20 protein-coding genes are annotated in these 15,991 nt (G+C 63.8%); 9 read left to right on the forward strand and 11 right to left on the reverse strand.

The window, feature by feature from the left end; all coding sequences use genetic code 11:
- Positions 1-6: 6 nt before the first annotated feature.
- A complete protein-coding gene (tldD, locus tag BMI90_RS10570) occupies positions 7-1,434 on the reverse strand; it encodes a metalloprotease TldD (protein WP_078529187.1) in 1,428 nt (475 codons plus the stop codon).
- Between the two features lie 223 nt (positions 1,435-1,657).
- Between tldD and coxB the strand changes: the two genes are divergently transcribed.
- The 9 genes from coxB to BMI90_RS10615 all read left to right on the forward strand — a co-directional run bounded on the left by coxB (position 1,658) and on the right by BMI90_RS10615 (position 9,054).
- Positions 1,658-2,476, forward strand: a complete 819-nt coding sequence (coxB, locus tag BMI90_RS10575; RefSeq protein ID WP_093470140.1) for a cytochrome c oxidase subunit II — start codon at positions 1,658-1,660, stop codon at positions 2,474-2,476.
- Positions 2,477-2,508: 32 nt separating this feature from the next.
- Positions 2,509-3,444, forward strand: a complete 936-nt coding sequence (gene cyoE, locus BMI90_RS10580) for a heme o synthase (RefSeq protein WP_078529191.1) — start codon at positions 2,509-2,511, stop codon at positions 3,442-3,444.
- Between the two features lie 3 nt (positions 3,445-3,447).
- A complete protein-coding gene (locus BMI90_RS10585) occupies positions 3,448-3,642 on the forward strand; it encodes a hypothetical protein (RefSeq protein ID WP_078529192.1) in 195 nt (64 codons plus the stop codon).
- Positions 3,639-4,229 (forward strand): cytochrome c oxidase assembly protein, encoded by a 591-nt coding sequence (locus BMI90_RS10590; RefSeq protein WP_281251068.1) that lies wholly within the window; start codon positions 3,639-3,641, stop codon positions 4,227-4,229. The genes BMI90_RS10585 and BMI90_RS10590 overlap by 4 nt, the downstream gene beginning before the upstream one ends.
- An 18-nt stretch (positions 4,230-4,247) precedes the next feature.
- Positions 4,248-5,051: a cytochrome c oxidase subunit 3 gene (locus BMI90_RS10595; RefSeq protein WP_078529194.1), complete on the forward strand. Its 804-nt coding sequence runs from the start codon at positions 4,248-4,250 to the stop codon at positions 5,049-5,051.
- A gap of 77 nt (positions 5,052-5,128) precedes the next feature.
- Positions 5,129-5,806, forward strand: a complete 678-nt coding sequence (locus BMI90_RS10600) for an SURF1 family protein (RefSeq protein WP_078529196.1) — start codon at positions 5,129-5,131, stop codon at positions 5,804-5,806.
- A gap of 10 nt (positions 5,807-5,816) precedes the next feature.
- Complete coding sequence (thrC, locus tag BMI90_RS10605) at positions 5,817-7,214, forward strand: threonine synthase (protein ID WP_078529198.1); 1,398 nt, start codon at positions 5,817-5,819, stop codon at positions 7,212-7,214.
- Positions 7,211-8,470, forward strand: coding sequence for a pitrilysin family protein (locus tag BMI90_RS10610; protein WP_078529200.1), 1,260 nt, complete (start codon positions 7,211-7,213; stop codon positions 8,468-8,470). Before thrC ends, BMI90_RS10610 begins: the two co-directional genes overlap by 4 nt.
- Complete coding sequence (locus BMI90_RS10615) at positions 8,470-9,054, forward strand: GNAT family protein (RefSeq protein ID WP_078529202.1); 585 nt, start codon at positions 8,470-8,472, stop codon at positions 9,052-9,054. The genes BMI90_RS10610 and BMI90_RS10615 overlap by 1 nt, the downstream gene beginning before the upstream one ends.
- Positions 9,055-9,311: 257 nt before the next feature.
- Here BMI90_RS10615 and metG read toward each other — a convergent pair whose 3' ends face one another.
- From metG to BMI90_RS10665, 10 genes are all read right to left on the reverse strand, one after another.
- Positions 9,312-11,021: a methionine--tRNA ligase gene (metG, locus tag BMI90_RS10620; RefSeq protein WP_078529204.1), complete on the reverse strand. Its 1,710-nt coding sequence runs from the start codon at positions 11,019-11,021 to the stop codon at positions 9,312-9,314.
- Between the two features lie 202 nt (positions 11,022-11,223).
- Complete coding sequence (gene rpmE, locus BMI90_RS10625; RefSeq protein WP_038074857.1) at positions 11,224-11,445, reverse strand: 50S ribosomal protein L31; 222 nt, start codon at positions 11,443-11,445, stop codon at positions 11,224-11,226.
- A gap of 11 nt (positions 11,446-11,456) precedes the next feature.
- Positions 11,457-11,834 carry a 50S ribosomal protein L19 gene (gene rplS, locus BMI90_RS10630; RefSeq protein ID WP_038074852.1) on the reverse strand — a complete coding sequence of 126 codons (378 nt, stop codon included), beginning with the start codon at positions 11,832-11,834 and terminating at the stop codon, positions 11,457-11,459.
- 312 nt (positions 11,835-12,146) lie between these two features.
- On the reverse strand, positions 12,147-12,365 hold the full coding sequence (locus BMI90_RS10635) for a hypothetical protein (RefSeq protein ID WP_078529206.1): 219 nt from the start codon (positions 12,363-12,365) through the stop codon (positions 12,147-12,149).
- A 103-nt stretch (positions 12,366-12,468) separates the two neighbouring features.
- On the reverse strand, positions 12,469-13,287 hold the full coding sequence (trmD, locus tag BMI90_RS10640) for a tRNA (guanosine(37)-N1)-methyltransferase TrmD (RefSeq protein ID WP_078529208.1): 819 nt from the start codon (positions 13,285-13,287) through the stop codon (positions 12,469-12,471).
- A complete protein-coding gene (locus BMI90_RS10645; RefSeq protein ID WP_078529210.1) occupies positions 13,284-14,120 on the reverse strand; it encodes a hypothetical protein in 837 nt (278 codons plus the stop codon). Before BMI90_RS10645 ends, trmD begins: the two co-directional genes overlap by 4 nt.
- Entirely contained in the window at positions 14,117-14,626 is a 510-nt protein-coding gene (gene rimM, locus BMI90_RS10650; RefSeq protein ID WP_078529212.1) for a ribosome maturation factor RimM, read from the reverse strand. The genes BMI90_RS10645 and rimM overlap by 4 nt, the downstream gene beginning before the upstream one ends.
- Before the next feature lie 94 nt (positions 14,627-14,720).
- Complete coding sequence (gene rpsP / locus BMI90_RS10655) at positions 14,721-15,107, reverse strand: 30S ribosomal protein S16 (RefSeq protein WP_078529214.1); 387 nt, start codon at positions 15,105-15,107, stop codon at positions 14,721-14,723.
- 46 nt (positions 15,108-15,153) lie between these two features.
- Positions 15,154-15,450: a chorismate mutase gene (locus tag BMI90_RS10660; protein WP_078529215.1), complete on the reverse strand. Its 297-nt coding sequence runs from the start codon at positions 15,448-15,450 to the stop codon at positions 15,154-15,156.
- Positions 15,447-15,989, reverse strand: a complete 543-nt coding sequence (locus BMI90_RS10665; RefSeq protein WP_078529217.1) for a GNAT family N-acetyltransferase — start codon at positions 15,987-15,989, stop codon at positions 15,447-15,449. The genes BMI90_RS10660 and BMI90_RS10665 overlap by 4 nt, the downstream gene beginning before the upstream one ends.
- Positions 15,990-15,991: the final 2 nt, after the last annotated feature.

Consider the following 15,991-nt stretch of genomic DNA (forward strand, 5'->3'; position numbering starts at 1 on the left):
TGAGGCTCAGCGCGCGGCTGAGCCCCCGACAGTCAGCCCGCCGATCATCAATGTCGGTTGACCCACGCCGACCGGCACCCACTGGCCTGCCTTGCCGCAATTGCCGATACCGGGATCGAGCGCCATGTCATTGCCGATCGCACGGATCTGGCGCATCGCCGTTGGCCCGTCGCCGATCAGGGTCGCGCCCTTCACGGGTGCGCCCACGACGCCGTTCTTCACGCGATACGCCTCGGTGCAGTTGAAGACGAACTTGCCGTTGGTGATGTCGACCTGACCGCCGCCGAAACCGACGGCATAGATGCCGTCTTTCAGATCGGCGAGGATTGCCTCGGGCTCGGCATCGCCGCCCAGCATGTAGGTGTTGGTCATGCGGGGCATCGGCGCATGGGCAAAGCTCTCGCGCCGCCCGTTGCCGGTAGGCGTCACCCCCATCAGGCGCGCGTTCTGGCGGTCCTGCATGTAGCCCACGAGAATCCCGTCCTCGATCAGCACGTTCTTCCCGGACGGCGTGCCCTCATCGTCGATGGTGATCGAGCCCCGCCGATCGGGGATCGTGCCGTCATCCAGCACGGTCACGCCTTTGGCGGCCACCTGTTGCCCCATCAGTCCCGCGAAGGCCGAGGATTTCTTGCGATTGAAGTCGCCCTCGAGCCCGTGACCCACAGCCTCGTGCAGCAAGACACCCGGCCAGCCCGGGCCCAATACCACATCCATCACGCCCGCAGGCGCAGGTTCGGCGCGCAGGTTCACCAGTGCGATGCGCAGCGCCTCGCGCGCAACGGGCTTCCAATGGTCGGGATCGATCAGCCCGGCGAGACCGAAGCGCCCGCCGCCGCCATGCCCGCCCGATTCGCGACGACCGTTCTCCTCGACGATCACCGAGATATTCACCCGCGCCATCGGACGAATATCCGAGACCAGCCCGCCCTCGGGGCGCAGGATGAAAACCTCCTGCAGACTCGCCGCCATCGACGCCGAGACCTGCACGACGCGCGGATCGAGATCGCGGGTGAAGGCGTCGATTTCGCGCAGAATGTCGATCTTCGCGGCGAAGGGCGTGTCAGAGACCGGATCGGCATCACTATATAGATGTCGGTTCGTGCCCTGAGGCGGAGGCGCCATCATGCCGCCACCATCGCCCACGGCAAGCCGCGCCGTATCGACCGCGCGCTTCAGGGCCGCTTCGGAAATGTCGGTCGAATGGGCATAGCCCGCGACCTCCCCCTTTACCGCGCGCAGCCCGAATCCCTCGGACGCATCATAGGAGGCCGTCTTGACCCGACCGTCATCGAAGACCAGCGCCTCCGAGCGGCGCTGTTCGAGAAAAAGCTCGCCATCCTCCGCTCCGGCCGTCGCCTCGCGCAGCAAATGCAGGGCGCGCTCCTGATCGAGCTTCTCCTCGAAAGGGGCAAAACGGTCGGTCTGGCTCATCGGCTCTCCAATCGGCGGATATAAAAGTGACAGAATGTCGCAGCTTTTGCTTGCGGCGCCCCACAAATATGATCTTTAATCGGAAATACACAACGGGGGCACCGGTTTGGGAGAGCCGAAACCCCGCGTTGGCGGCTGGGAGAGCCGCAAGAGGGAGACAAGAATGCTTAAAGCAAGCACCAGCCGCGGTTTCGCGGCCGCTGTCACGTCGGCTTCGCTGACGATGTTTATCGCCGGGCAAGCCGCGGCTCAGGACATGATCAAGGGGCTGCCGGTGATCGGTAAGCCGCATCTGGGCGGAACGGGGTTCCAGCCAGCCTCTTCGAACCTTGCCGAAGACCAGCAATGGCTCGATCACATGCTTCTCGTGATCATCGCCGCGATCTGCGTTTTCGTCTTCGCGCTGATCATCTATTCGCTGCTGCGCTTCAACAGCCGCGCGAATCCCAATCCGCGCCGTTTCACCCACAACACCCCGCTCGAGATCACCTGGACCTTCGTTCCGATCCTGATCCTCGTGGCGATCGGTGCCTTCTCGCTTCCCGCGCTGTGGAACCAGCAGGAGATCCCCGAGGGCGACATCACCGTGAAGGTGACCGGTTATCAGTGGTACTGGGGCTATGAATACCCCGATGAGGGGATCGTCTTCGATTCGATCATGCTCACCAAGGACGAGCTGGAAGATCACGGTTACGCGCCCGACGAATACCTTCTCGCGGCCGACAACGCGATGGTCGTGCCGGCAGGCAAGACGATCGTGGTGCAGGTCACCGGCGCCGACGTGATCCACAGCTGGACCGTGCCCGCCTTTGCCGTGAAGCAGGACGCCGTGCCGGGCCGGATCGCGCAATTGTGGTTTAAGGCCGATAACGAGGGCGTGTACTTCGGCCAATGTTCGGAGCTGTGCGGCACCAACCACGCCTATATGCCCATCGTGGTCAAAGTTGTCTCACCGGAGGTTTACGCTAACTGGCTTGAGCGCGCGAAGAATGACTTCGCTTCGGTCGAGGCCGAGAAGCCGGTTCGGGTCGCGCAGAACTGAATGCCAGCGCGAGACACCCGAGGGACAATTTCATGAGCGATATCAGCTATATCCAGCAACAGGACAACGAGGCGCGCTTCAGCGATTACATCGCGCTTCTGAAGCCGAGGGTGATGTCGCTCGTGGTGTTCACGGCCTTCGTGGGGCTCGTGGTCGCGCCCAATCCCGTTCACCCTTTCGTGGGGTTCGTGGCGATCCTGTTCATCGCTCTGGGCGGGGGGGCGTCGGGTGCGCTCAACATGTGGTATGACGCCGATATCGACCGGATCATGCGCCGCACCCGCTCGCGCCCGATCCCCGCAGGAAAGGTGAGCGAGCGCGAGGCGCTTGGCTTCGGCCTGGCGCTCTCGGGTATCTCATGCGTGATGCTGGCTCTGGCCACGAATATCTTCTCGGGCCTGTTCCTTGCCTTCACCATCTTCTTCTACGTGGTGATCTATACGATGTGGCTGAAGCGCGCGACGCCGCAGAACATCGTGATCGGCGGCGCGGCGGGCGCCTTCCCGCCGATGATCGGCTGGGCGGTGGCGACGGGTGGCATCTCGATCGAATCGATCGCCATGTTCCTGCTCGTGTTCCTCTGGACGCCGCCGCATTTCTGGTCGCTCGCGCTGTTCATGAAGTCGGACTACCACGAGGCGAAAGTGCCGATGCTCACGGTCACCCATGGTCGCGAGCACACCCGCAAGAACATCCTCGTCTACACGCTGATCCTCGCGCCGCTTGCGGTCGGGACCGGCTTCACCTCGATCGGCGGGCCGCTCTATCTCGCGACCGCGATCGTGATGAACGCGCTCTTCATCAAGGGCGCGATCGAGATCCACGGCCGGACCGAGGTTCAGGCCGAGGCCGACAAATACGCCGTTGAAAAGCGGTTCTTCTATTTCTCGCTCGTCTATCTCTTCGCGCATTTCGCAGCCTTGCTGGCCGAAGAGGGGCTGAGCCATATCGGTTTGGGAGTCTGGTAAGCGATGGCAATCACCCGGGACAGTGATCTTCATACCCGCCGGTTCTCGCGCAATGCGGGGCTGGGCGTGGTGCTTCTCGGGTTCGTGGCCATCGTCTTCGGCCTGACCGTGGTCAAGGTCGAGCGTGGCTCGACGATGGAGGCTTACGACCACCAGCCGCGCACCTCGCTGCTTCCGGCGGAGGGAGCGCAGAAGTGAACGAGCCCGTCGCCCCGAACAAGTCGAACACCCGCGTGCTGCTGATGCTGCTCGCGGTGATCGTCGTGATGGGGGCGGGTGCCTGGGCGGCAGTTCCGTTCTACAACTGGTTTTGCAAGACGACGGGGTACGGCGGCACGACCAACGTGGCCGAGAAGCTTCCCGATCACGTGCTCGACCGCGAGATCACGGTCCGTTTCGACGCCAATGTCTCGCGCGGCATGCCTTGGGAGTTCAAGCCCGTGCAGACCGAGATGAAGCTCAAGATCGGTCAGAACGGGCTTGCCTTCTACGAGGCCTACAACCCGACTGACCGGCCCATCGCCGGGACGGCGAGCTACAATGTCTCGCCCGATGTGGCGGGCTACTATTTCGACAAGATTCAGTGTTTCTGCTTCACCGAACAGGTGCTGCAACCCGGGGAGAGGGTTCAGATGCCGGTGAGCTTCTTCGTCGATCCCGAGATCGTCGAGGATGCGGATGCGAAGCGGATCCACTCGATCACGTTGAGTTACACTTTCTACGAAACCGACCTTCCCGAGAAAACTGCCTCGGTCCGCCCGAAAGCGGCGGAGACGGTCAACTAAGCCATCGGAGGGAGACGCATGGCGCACGCAAAGAACCACGACTACCATATCCTTCCACCCTCGATCTGGCCGTTCCTCGGCGCGGTGGGCGGGTTCGTCATGCTCTTCGGGGCAGTCCTGTGGATGCGGGACATCACCCATTACATGTTCTTCGCGGGCCTGCTCATCGTGCTCTACACGATGTATGGCTGGTGGTCCGACGTGGTCCACGAGGGCGAGGTCGGCGATCACACGCCGGTGGTGCGGATCGGCCTGCGCTACGGCTTCATCCTCTTCATCATGTCCGAAGTGATGTTCTTCGCGGCCTGGTTCTGGAGCTTCTTCAAGCACGCCATGTATCCGATGGGCCCGATGAGCCCCCTTCAGGATGGCGTCTGGCCCCCCGCGGGCATCCAGACCTTCGATCCGTGGCACCTGCCGCTGATCAACACGGTGATCCTGCTGCTCTCGGGCGTAACGCTGACCTGGGCGCACCACGCGCTCGTGCACGAGAACGACCGCAAGCAGGTCAAGCAGGGTCTGATCCTGACCGTGCTGCTCGGTGCCTCCTTCACCGTGCTTCAGGCCTATGAATACAGCCACGCGGCCTTTGGCCTCTCTGGCAATATCTACGGCGCGAACTTCTTCATGGCGACGGGTTTCCACGGTCTGCATGTGATCATCGGCACGATCTTCCTGCTGGTCTGCCTGATCCGCATCATCAAGGGCCAGATGACCCAGAACGAACATGTCGGCTTCGAAGCCGCCGCCTGGTACTGGCACTTCGTCGACGTGGTCTGGCTCTTCCTCTTCGCGTCGATCTATATCTGGGGCGGTGCGTAAGCGCCCCTGACCCTCGTGCGAGGAAACGCGCATGGCGGCGCGGGGGGCGACCCTCGCGCCGTTCGCTTGGAGGACCGATGAAACGCTACATCTTTCCATTTCTGCTCGGCATCGTCGGCTGTGCGATCCTGATCTCGCTCGGGGTCTGGCAGTTGCAACGGCTGCAATGGAAAGAGGCAATGCTGGCCGAGATCTCCGCCAAGATCGGCGGTGCGCCGCAGGAACTGCCGCCAGAAGGCACTGACACCAAACCGCTGAAATACCAGCCGGTGACGGTGAGCGGGCGCACGACGGGCCAGGAGATCCTCGTGCTTTCGGGGCAGAAGGGCATCGGGGCAGGCTACCGCGTGATCGACGCTTTCGAAACCGACGCCGGACGCCGCATTCTGCTCGACCGGGGCTTCCTGCGCGAGGCTGACAAGGGCGTGTCCCGTCTGGCGGTCGACCTCACGATCACGGGTAATCTCCACTGGCCCGAAGAGACCGACAGCTACACGCCCAAGCCCGACGAAAAGACCGGGCTCTGGTTTGCCCGTGACGTGCCCGCGATGGCCGTCAGGCTCGGGACCGAGCCGGTGCTCGTCGTCGCGGCCCGTGTCGAGGGCGACACTCAGGGCATCGCGCCGCAGCCGATCACGATCACCGGCATTCCCAACGATCACAAGCAATACGCAATCACCTGGTTTTTGCTCGCAATCGTCTGGGCCGGGATGACAATCTTTCTTCTCTGGCGTATCAGGCGGCAATCGGCCTGAAGGATTGACGATGCGTTATGTTTCCACGCGGGGAAAAGCCCCGGTTCTGAATTTCGGCGACGCGATGCTCACGGGGCTTGCCCGCGATGGCGGGCTTTACGTGCCCGAGACCGTGCCGCAGTTCTCCGAAGGCGAGATCGCGGCGCTTGCCGGGCTCTCGTATGAAGAGACGGCCTTCCGCGTGATGAAGCCCTTCGTCTCCGAGACCTTCTCGGACGAGGAACTGCGCGGCGCTATCACCCGCGCCTACGCAGGCTTCGGCCATGTCGCCCGCGCGCCGATGGTGCAGCTTGCGCCGAACCACTTCCTGCTGGAGCTGTTCCACGGCCCCACCCTCGCGTTCAAGGATTTCGCGATGCAGGTGATCGGCCAGCTCTTCCAGATCGAACTGGAGAAGCGCAACCAGAAGATCACCATCGTCGGCGCCACTTCGGGCGATACCGGCTCGGCCGCGATCGAGGCCTTCCGCGGGCTCGACAATGTGGACGTGTTCATCCTCTTCCCGCATGGCCGGGTGTCCGAGGTGCAGCGCCGCCAGATGACGACCCCGGTCGAAGGCAATGTTCACGCGCTCGCGCTCGACGGTGATTTCGACGATTGCCAGGGCAAGCTGAAGGACATGTTCAACGATTTCACCTTCCGCGACGAGGTTGGCCTTGCGGGCGTGAACTCGATCAACTTCGCCCGCGTGCTGGCGCAGATAGTCTATTATTTCTCGGCCGCCGTGGCACTTGGCGCGCCGCATCGCAAGGTCTCCTTCACCGTGCCGACCGGCAATTTCGGGGATATCTTCGCGGGCTTCCTTGCGAAGGAAATGGGCCTGCCGATCGAGCGTCTGGTGATCGCGACGAACCAGAACGACATTCTGCATCGCTGCCTCTCGAAGGGTGATTACACCAAGCAGGGCGTGACGCCCTCGATCTCGCCCTCGATGGATATCGAGGTGAGCTCGAACTTCGAACGCGCACTGTTCTGGGCCTATGGCAAGGACGGGGCCGCGATCGAGAAGCTGATGGAGGAGCTGAAGACCGAGGGCTCCTTCACCGTCTCGGAAAACGCCATCGGCGCGCTGCGCGACATCTATGACAGCGGTTCGGTCGGCGAGGCGCGCACGCTCGAAGAGATCGGCGACACGCTGAAGGAGACTGGAGAGTTGCTCTGCCCGCATTCGGCCGTGGGCGTGAACGTGGGCAAGCAGGCCGTCGCCCGCGATCCGGCCACGCCGATGATCACGCTCGCCACCGCGCATCCGGCGAAATTCCCCGATGCGGTGGAAGAGGCGACGGGCATCCGCCCCGGCCTGCCGCCGCGCATGGCCGATCTGTTCACCCGCGACGAGCGTGTGACCCGCGTGCCCAACGATCTCGACGCGCTCGAAGCGCTGATCCGGGAGCGTCGCCGCAAATGATCGAATTCACGACCCTGAAGAACGGCCTGCGCATCATCACCGAGAAGATGCCGGGCCTTGCCTCGGCCTCGATCGGGATCTGGGTGACGGCCGGTGGCCGCCATGAGCGCCCCGAGCAGAACGGCATCGCGCATTTCCTCGAACATATGGCGTTCAAGGGCACGAAGACCCGCTCCGCGCTGCAGATCGCCGAGGCGGTCGAGGATGTGGGCGGCTATATCAACGCCTATACCTCGCGCGAGATGACCGCCTATTACGCCCGCGTGCTGGCCGAGGATGTGCCGCTCGCTCTCGACGTGATCTCGGATATCCTGCTGAACCCGGTCTTCGACCAGCGCGAGATCGAGGTCGAGCGTGGCGTGATCCTGCAAGAAATCGGCCAATCGCTCGACACGCCCGACGACGTGATCTTCGACTGGCTGCAAGAGGCGGCCTACCCGGATCAGCCGATGGGCCGCACCATCCTTGGCCCGGCAGAGCGCGTGCGTGCCTTCGCGCGTGAAGATCTTTCGCGCTTCGTGGCCGAACATTACGGTCCCGATCAGATGATCCTTTCGGCGGCCGGAGCAGTCGACCACGCCGAAATCGTCAAGCGCGCCGAGGATATCTTCGGTGACCTGCGCCCCGCGCTGAACCCCGCGCCGCATCCCGCCAGCTGGACGGGCAATGAACGCCGCGAGATCAAGCAGCTCGAACAGGCGCATTTCGCGCTTGGCATCGAGGGGCCGAGCTATCGCGACGCAGATCTCTACACCGCGCAGGTCTATTCGACCGCGATGGGCGGGGGCATGTCCTCGCGCCTGTTCCAGAAGATCCGCGAAGAACGCGGGCTGTGCTACACGATCTTCTCGCAGGCAGGCGCCTATGAAGACACGGGTATGTTCACCATCTATGCGGGCACATCCGGAGAAGAGATCCGCGGGCTGGCCGAACTGACCGTGGACGAACTCAAGCGCGCGGCAGAAGACATGAGCGAGGCCGAGATCGCCCGCGCCCGCGCCCAGATCAAGGCAGGCCTTCTGATGGGGTTGGAAAGCGCCTCTGCTCGGGCCGAGCGCATGGCGCGCAGCCTCAATATCTGGGGCCGTGTGCCGGGCATCGACGAGGCCTCCGCCCGAATCGACGGCGTGACCCGCGACGCGGTGCGCGATTTCGCCGAACGGCTCGCGACTGGCGGGCGCGCGGCACTGGCGCTTTACGGCCCGGTGAAGGACGCGCCCGAACTCGGGGAGTTGCGCGAGAGGCTTGCCGCCTGATGTTCGCGCGCCGTCGTCAGCTTCGGATCGATACGGAGCGGATGGTTCTGCGCCCGCCGCAGCATGGCGACTACCGACCTTGGGCAAGCCTGCGCGAGGAGAGCCGGACCTTCCTGCTCCCATGGGAGCCAAGCTGGTCGCCCGACCATCTCAGTCGGAAGGCGTTCTCCAACCGGGTCTATTGGGCGGCGCGCGCGATCGCCAGCGGCACGGCCCTTCCGGTCTTTCTGATCTCGCGCGCCGATGACAAGTTGCTCGGGGCGATCACGCTGGACAACATCCGGCGCGGACCCGCGCAATCAGGCACGCTCGGATATTGGATCGGGCAACGCTACGCGCGGCAGGGTTACATGCGCGAGGCGATCGAGGCGCTCGTGCATCACGCCTTCACGAAACTCGACCTGAGCCGGATCGAAGCGGCCTGCCTGCCCGAGAACGGCCCTTCGCGCGGCGTCCTGGAGAAATCGGGCTTCAAGTACGAAGGGGTCGCGCAGAGTTATCTTCAGATCAATGGACGTTGGCGCAATCACGTCTTGTATTCCAATCTCCGATCCGACCGGCGGGGCCGGACGGATGTGGGCTAAGGGGGCGCTGCCCCCTCGGCGCCTTGGCGCCTCACCCCCGAGATATTTTTATCAAGAAGAAGCAAATTCGCCCGGCTCGAGCCCTCGTCGGGCAGCAGGCCGGGCGTTTCTCCTTGAGCGGTCATCGGCGTCTCCGCCTGTACCGCACAGCCATCCTTGCCCGATTCTGGTTAAAAGAATCTGACCCTTCTTCTTGACCCAAATATCTCGGGGGTGAATGGCCGAAGGCCAGAGGGGGCAGCGCCCCCTCTTGTGGCTCAGTCCCGCGTGCCGGCAAAGCGCTCCTGCCAGGCCTCGCGCTCCTCATCCGAAATCTTGCGGAAGAGCACCTCCGGCGTGGTGAAGGCATGACCTGCAGGTAGCGCGGTGAGCGCGGCTTTCACATCCTCGGGCCAGCTGCGATCCTCGGTCTGCATCGCGCCCAGCATCACATCGGCCGCATCGGGGATGAACGGTGCCGAAAGGACCGCGTAGAGCGGGATCAGGTTCAACGCGAGCCGCGCGATGGCGGCGGCCTGATCGGGATCGGTCTTGAAGACCGACCAAGGGGCCGCGGCTTGCAGGTACTCATTGCCCGCCACCCAGATCGCGCGCAGCTCGCCCGCGGCCTTGCGGATGTCTTTTTCTTCCATATGCGCCTCGTAGGCGCGGATGCGGGTGGTCAGCTCTTCGATGAGCGCCGCCTCCTGATCGCCCCAAGCACCGCCCTCGGGGATCGCCTCGCCGAATTTCGAGCGGGTGAACTTGGTGATCCGGCTGACGAAATTGCCCAGCACGTCGGCAAGGTCCTTGTTCACCGAGGTCTGGAAATTTTCCCAGGTGAATTCTGCATCCGCGCTCTCGGGCGCGTGGCTCAGAAGCCACCAGCGCCAGTAATCGGCGGGCAGGATTTCCAGCGCCTGATCCATGAAGACGCCGCGCCCGCGCGAGGTCGAGAACTGCCCGCCATCGTAGTTCAGGTAGTTGAACGATTTGATGTAATCGACGAGCTTCCAAGGCTCGCCCGAGCCGAGGATCGTGGTCGGGAAGCCGAGCGTGTGGAAGGGGACGTTATCCTTGCCCATGAACTGGGTGTAGGTCACGTCGTCGGCGCCCTTGTCGGTGCGCCACCAGCGCTCCCAGTCGCCGCCGGTCTCGGCCGACCACTCCTGTGTCGCGCCGATATATTCGATGGGGGCGTCGAACCAGACGTAGAAGACCTTGCCTTCCATGCCCTCCCACGGCGCGCCTTCGAACTGGGCGGGGACGCCCCAGCTGAGATCGCGGGTGATGCCGCGATCCTGCAACCCGTCGCCGTCATGTAGCCATTTCTTCGCGATCGAGGTCGTCAGCACCGGCCAGTCGGTCTTGCTATCGATCCAGGCGTCGAGCTGGTCCTTCATCGCGGACTGGCGCAGGAACAGGTGCTTGGTCTCGCGCATCTCTAGGTCGGTCGAGCCGGAAATCACCGAATGGGGGTTGATCAGATCCACCGGGTCAAGCTGCTTGGTACAGTTGTCGCACTGATCGCCGCGCGCGCTCTCGAAGCCGCAATTCGGGCAGGTGCCCTCGATATAGCGATCGGGCAGGAAGCGGCCATCGGCCTTGGAATACATCTGTTTCTCGGAGACTTCGCGGATCAGACCGGCCTCGGCCAGTTTCACCGCGAAATGCTGCGTCAGGCGATGGTTCTGTGGGCTCGAGGAGCGGCCGAAGTGATCGAAGCTGAGGCGGAAGCCTTCCGCGATCTTCGCCTGAACGTCATGCATCTCGGCGCAGTAGTCGGCGACCGGCTTGCCGGCCTTGGCGGCGGCCAGTTCGGCGGGCGTGCCGTGCTCGTCGGTGGCGCAGATGAACATCACCTCGTTGCCGCGCGCGCGCTGATAGCGGGCGAAGAGATCGGCCGGCAGCTGCGAGCCCACGAGATTGCCGAGGTGCTTGATGCCGTTGATATAGGGAATGGCCGAGGTGATGAGATGGCGCGCCATGAAGACCCTCTTGCGTGTAAGCGGTTTGGGCGCGGGTTTACTAGGGAATCGAGGGGAGGGCTAGGGGGCGCGACCAGTATATGCTGGCGTGCGCCCGCGCGGCATTGAGGCGCCGGGGATCAGCGCACCGCACGGCAAGGCGCGCAATGAAAAAGGGCGCCCCGAAAGGCGCCCTTTTCCGTAACGGTCATGCTGCTCAGGCTCAGAAGCCGAGACCCGCATATTTGTTCTTGAACTTCGACACACGGCCGCCGGTGTCCATCAGGCGCGACGAACCGCCGGTCCAGGCCGGGTGCGAGGTCGGGTCGATGTCGAGCGTCATCGTGTCGCCTTCCTTGCCCCAGGTCGAACGGGTCTGGTACTCGGTGCCGTCGGTCATCTTGACGGTGATCATGTGGTAGTCGGGATGGATTTCCGCTTTCATAGTCCCGCTCCTTACGCGTCGGCTTTGGGTTTGTAGGTGGTGTCTTCGGCGATACGGGCCGACTTGCCGCGACGCGAACGCAGGTAGTACAGCTTCGCGCGACGCACGCGGCCACGGCGGACCACTTCGATCGAGTCGATGTTGGTCGAGTAGAGCGGGAACACACGCTCCACGCCTTCGCCGAAGGAGATCTTGCGCACGGTGAACGACGCCGCCAGCGTGTCGCCGCCCTTGCGGGCGATGCAGACGCCTTCATAGGCCTGCACGCGCGAACGGGTGCCTTCGGTGACTTTGTAGCCAACGCGGATGGTGTCGCCGGCTTTGAAATCCGGGATGGTCTTGCCGAGGCTGGCGATCTGCTCCGCCTCGATCTGTGCGATCAGGTTCATCGCTTTTCCTTTCGATGCTCACGGTTTTTTCCGTGAAGGTTTCGCCGCCTCAGAGCTCCGCGTCTTCGCCGGGTCCGGTCGCCTTTTCAGGGTCGCGCCCGCGGGAGGGTTCAGGTCGTCTTTCGCTTTTGCGCCCTTTGCCGGGCCTGATGGCGGGCCGAAGAAGGCATCGCCGGGCAACAGCAGAAGGGTCCGAGGGCCGATTCCGGTCCGGACCCGCGCGTATTAAGGGGAAATGGGGTGTGGATCAAGGGGGAAGTAGCGGCTCGGCCCTTGTGTGCTTGACGATTTCGAGGGGTTTAAGCGACGGCGCTATTTCTCGGTCTTGTTTGGGGTCGTCGTCGGAGTTTCCGTGCGCTCTTGCACCTCTTGAATGAACCGAAGGAAAGCGCGTCTGGGCACGATGCCGAAGATATTCATTAGCCCCAGAAAGAAAAAGAGCTTGTAGTCGATCAAATAGCCAAAAACGGTGACAGCGATCGAAAACGCCTCCTCAAAGATAAATTGGGTCTTCCAACTTTTGAAATTCATGAACGAACTCTGCGTTGTCCGCGAGGTCGTAAAAAAGCCACATCGCGAACTGCCTATGATGAAATTGAAGTCATCTTAGCGCGGGACCGGCAGTTGGGAACGCCTATTCTTTATTCGCTGCGTGCCTCTCCCACAGATCCGGCCGCCGCTCCTGTGTCAGCTTTTCGCTCATCTCGCGGCGCCACTGTTCGATCTTCTTGTGGTTGCCCGAGGTCAGCACTTCGGGGATAGCACGGCCCTCCCATTCGGCGGGGCGGGTGTATTGGGGGTGCTCCAGAAGGCCGCTGGAATGGCTTTCCTCCACGGCGCTCTCGGCATTGCCCAACACGCCCGGGATCAGCCGCACGGTGGCGTCGATCAGCACCTGAGCGGCCACTTCGCCCCCCGTCAGGACGAAATCGCCGATCGAGACTTCCTCGACGCCGAAATGTTCCAGCACGCGCTCGTCCACGCCCTCGAACCGCCCGCAAAGAAGCGTCATGCCCTCGGCCTCGGCGAAGCGGCGCGCCATCGTCTGATCGAAGGGCTTGCCGCGCGGGGAGAGATAGATGACCGGCCAGCGAGCGCGGTCCTCGGGTGTGCCGATTGCGGCCTCGCTCAGTGCCGCGCCCACCACGTCGGCGCGCAGCACCATGCCCGCGCCGCCGCCTGCGGGGGTGTCGTCGACATTGCGGTGCTTGCCGATACCGAAGGGGCGCAGGTCGATGGTTTCCAGCGCCCAGAGCCCCAGATCGCGCGCGCGGCCCAGAAGGCTCAGCCCCAGCGTGCCGGGGAAGGCATCGGGAAAGAGGGTGACGATCTTCGCCGTCCACGCGCCCTTCACCCGCGCGGGTTCCTCCATCAGAGTGCGCGGCTTGCGCGAGGCGGAAATGCTCAGCCGACCGTGGGATTTCGTCGCGACGGTGGGTTTGTCGTCACTCATCTTGAAACCTGCTCTTCCTCGTCATCGTCCAGCTCTTGAGCAGAGCCGAAATGCGCGCCGATCAGCGCGTCCTTCGCCGCATGCAGCGCGTCGGGATCCAGATCGCTTCGGTTCAGCTCGATCAGCTGCTCGGCGAGCGCAAGCCCCGGTCCCTGATTGGCGCGGGGCGGCGGGGTGAATTCGGCAAGCTTCGCAGGCGGCAGACGCAGAAAATCGACAAACGGCTGGGCCACTCCGAAAGGGGCGCCCGCGAGCGCGTCGATATCTTCGCTCACGATATGCAGATCCGGAAGTGCGGCGCGGATCCGGGCGAGCTGATCGTGCAAGCTGACCTTCGAGAGCCGGGCGCGGAAGGTCTCCAGATCGTCGGTAATCCGTACGTTGCGCCGCTTGCGTGCCTGATGCCCCCAGACACTGCGTACCCAGTCATCGTGCGCGCGGGTCGAGAAATAGACAGTCAATTCGCAGGGCCAGGCGATCGCCTCGAAAGCGGAGGTCAATGCGCGCACGACCGGCACCGCGATCGGGTAGGGCTCGTCGAGCGTGCCCAGCGGCATCTGTCCCAACAGGTTCTCGCTGCTCAGGATGAGATTGCGGTTGGGCGTGAGGTTCAGATCTCTGATGAAGGCGCGCATGCTTGCGTGCAGATCGGCCAGCGCCGCCTCGTCGCGCTCGAAGCGATACCAGAACACCTTGTTGGCGATGGGGCGGAGCCGGTAGGGCAGGGCGAGGGCACAGGTCGGCCAGATCCGTTCGCGGTTCTCGTGCAGGAAAGCCTGCGCGCTGCTCGTGGCGCATTTGTGAAAGCCAAGATGCAGCAGGATCCGCGTCATTGCATCTCCTCGGGCGGGTCGGCGACGATGCGGCCCGCGGCGAGGTCGACAGTTGGCACGGCGGCCTTGGTGAAGGGAAGCAGCAGTGCCTGCTTGCGGCCCGGGGCGAAGATCTCGAGGATGTCACCCGCGCCGTGATTGTGCACCGCGCGCACCGTACCGAGCCTTGCGCCTCCGGTGTCGACCACTTCGAGGCCGATCAGATCGGCGTGATAGAATTCGTCATCGGGCAGCGAGGGCAGGTTCTCCCGCGCGGTCCAGAGCGTCACGCCGCGCAGCGCATCGGCCTGTTCCTTGGTCGCGACGCCCGAAAGGCGCACGCCCAGCCCGTTCTTGAGCGGGCGGGTCAGCGTAACATCGAAACTGCGGCTGCCATCCTCGGTGTAAAGCGGCGCGTAATCCACGATATCCTCGGGCTCGGCGCAGAAGCTTTTCAGGCGCACCTCGCCCTGCACACCGAACGCTCCGGCGATGGCGCCGACACAGACACGGTCGGGAAGGGTCATGCGATACTCCTGATCCTGAGAAAGGCGGTCCTGAAAGGGGCAGGGGCCGGACGCAAAAGCGCCCGGCCCGCCAGCCATCCACCGTACTGGCGGATTATTCTTCCGCGGCAGCCTCAGCCGGAGCGGCAGCCGCTTCGGCGGCCTCGGCAGCTTTCGCGGCCTTCTCTTCGGCGCGTTCCTGAGCTTTCTTGCCCGGGACGGCTTTCTTCATGTTGGCGCGTTCCTGCTTGTCCATCTCGCCAGCGGCTTCGAGGAAGCGGGCGATACGGTCGGTCGGCTGGGCGCCCTGGCTCAGCCAGTACTTCACGCGCTCCATGTTCATCTTCACGCGCTCTTCGCTGTCTTTCGGCAGCAGCGGGTTGTAGGTGCCCAGCTTCTCGATGAAGCGGCCGTCACGCGGCATGCGCGAGTCGGAGGCGACGATCGAGTAGAACGGACGCTTCTTGGAGCCCCCACGGGCGAGGCGGATCTTCATAGCCATGACAGTTATCTCCTTTGGATGGCTGGTGAGCGGGCCGTCTGGCCCGTCATTTCTGGAATTTCTCGTGGTGACGGATAACTTCCGAAATCACGAAGTTCAGGAATTTCTTGGCGAATTCCGGGTCGAGGCCGGAATCGAGCGCCAGTTTCTCGAGCCGCGCGATCTGTTGTTCTTCGCGCGCGGGATCGGAGGGCGGGAGCGCGTGCTCGGCCTTGAGCTTGCCCACGGCCTTGGTCTGGGCAAAGCGTTCGGCCAGCGTCCAGATCAGGACCGCATCGAGCCGGTCGATGCTGTCGCGATGTTCCTTCAGAAGCTCTGCGGCACGGATGGTTGCGTCGCTCATGCCATGGCCTCCTGCGGTTGGGGGTGGCGCCAGACCACGATCGGCGGCTCGCCCGGATGGGCGGCACCCGGGTCGGGGCGGGCGCCCAGACGCTCGGCCAATGCGGCCGAGCGGGTGTTGTTCGGGTCGATATAGCTGACGGCGGTGGACCAGTTCAGGTCCCCGAACGCATGGGCGATCACCGCGCGCGCGGCCTCGGCGACATAGCCTTTGCCCTCGGCGTCCTGCGACCAGACCGACCAGGCGATTTCCGCCTCGGGCCAGCTCTCGGGCATCCAGGGACCGAGCGCGCCGAAGCCCTGATCCGAGCCACGCTCGGTCATGATGAACATGCCCCAGCCGCGCAGAACCCAATGGCCGGTGATCGCGGCGAAGCTGCGCCACGCATCCTCGGGGGTGGGGTTCTTCACCGGACGGAACCAGTGGCCGCGTTCGGAGAGATAGAAGTCGCGCCATGCCTCCCAGTCCCGCGCCTGCGGGGCGCGGAGCACGAGACGCTCGGTCTCGAGGGTCGGGGTGGGGGAGAGCGCGACGGTCATCG

The organism is Thioclava sp. L04-15 (genome assembly GCF_002020275.1).
GTDB lineage: Bacteria > Pseudomonadota > Alphaproteobacteria > Rhodobacterales > Rhodobacteraceae > Thioclava > Thioclava marina.

What these genes read in the sequence shown, in the direction of transcription:
- tldD (WP_078529187.1), bottom strand. Translation starts at nt 1,434, where the DNA reads ATGAGCCAGACCGACCGTTTTGCCCCTTTCGAGGAGAAGCTCGATCAG.
- coxB (WP_093470140.1), top strand. Translation starts at nt 1,658, where the DNA reads ATGTTTATCGCCGGGCAAGCCGCGGCTCAGGACATGATCAAGGGGCTG.
- cyoE (WP_078529191.1), top strand. Translation starts at nt 2,509, where the DNA reads ATGAGCGATATCAGCTATATCCAGCAACAGGACAACGAGGCGCGCTTC.
- BMI90_RS10585 (WP_078529192.1), top strand. Translation starts at nt 3,448, where the DNA reads ATGGCAATCACCCGGGACAGTGATCTTCATACCCGCCGGTTCTCGCGC.
- BMI90_RS10595 (WP_078529194.1), top strand. Translation starts at nt 4,248, where the DNA reads ATGGCGCACGCAAAGAACCACGACTACCATATCCTTCCACCCTCGATC.
- BMI90_RS10600 (WP_078529196.1), top strand. Translation starts at nt 5,129, where the DNA reads ATGAAACGCTACATCTTTCCATTTCTGCTCGGCATCGTCGGCTGTGCG.
- thrC (WP_078529198.1), top strand. Translation starts at nt 5,817, where the DNA reads ATGCGTTATGTTTCCACGCGGGGAAAAGCCCCGGTTCTGAATTTCGGC.
- BMI90_RS10610 (WP_078529200.1), top strand. Translation starts at nt 7,211, where the DNA reads ATGATCGAATTCACGACCCTGAAGAACGGCCTGCGCATCATCACCGAG.
- BMI90_RS10615 (WP_078529202.1), top strand. Translation starts at nt 8,470, where the DNA reads ATGTTCGCGCGCCGTCGTCAGCTTCGGATCGATACGGAGCGGATGGTT.
- metG (WP_078529204.1), bottom strand. Translation starts at nt 11,021, where the DNA reads ATGGCGCGCCATCTCATCACCTCGGCCATTCCCTATATCAACGGCATC.
- rpmE (WP_038074857.1), bottom strand. Translation starts at nt 11,445, where the DNA reads ATGAAAGCGGAAATCCATCCCGACTACCACATGATCACCGTCAAGATG.
- rplS (WP_038074852.1), bottom strand. Translation starts at nt 11,834, where the DNA reads ATGAACCTGATCGCACAGATCGAGGCGGAGCAGATCGCCAGCCTCGGC.
- BMI90_RS10635 (WP_078529206.1), bottom strand. Translation starts at nt 12,365, where the DNA reads ATGAATTTCAAAAGTTGGAAGACCCAATTTATCTTTGAGGAGGCGTTT.
- trmD (WP_078529208.1), bottom strand. Translation starts at nt 13,287, where the DNA reads ATGAGTGACGACAAACCCACCGTCGCGACGAAATCCCACGGTCGGCTG.
- BMI90_RS10645 (WP_078529210.1), bottom strand. Translation starts at nt 14,120, where the DNA reads ATGACGCGGATCCTGCTGCATCTTGGCTTTCACAAATGCGCCACGAGC.
- rimM (WP_078529212.1), bottom strand. Translation starts at nt 14,626, where the DNA reads ATGACCCTTCCCGACCGTGTCTGTGTCGGCGCCATCGCCGGAGCGTTC.
- rpsP (WP_078529214.1), bottom strand. Translation starts at nt 15,107, where the DNA reads ATGGCTATGAAGATCCGCCTCGCCCGTGGGGGCTCCAAGAAGCGTCCG.
- BMI90_RS10660 (WP_078529215.1), bottom strand. Translation starts at nt 15,450, where the DNA reads ATGAGCGACGCAACCATCCGTGCCGCAGAGCTTCTGAAGGAACATCGC.
- BMI90_RS10665 (WP_078529217.1), bottom strand. Translation starts at nt 15,989, where the DNA reads ATGACCGTCGCGCTCTCCCCCACCCCGACCCTCGAGACCGAGCGTCTC.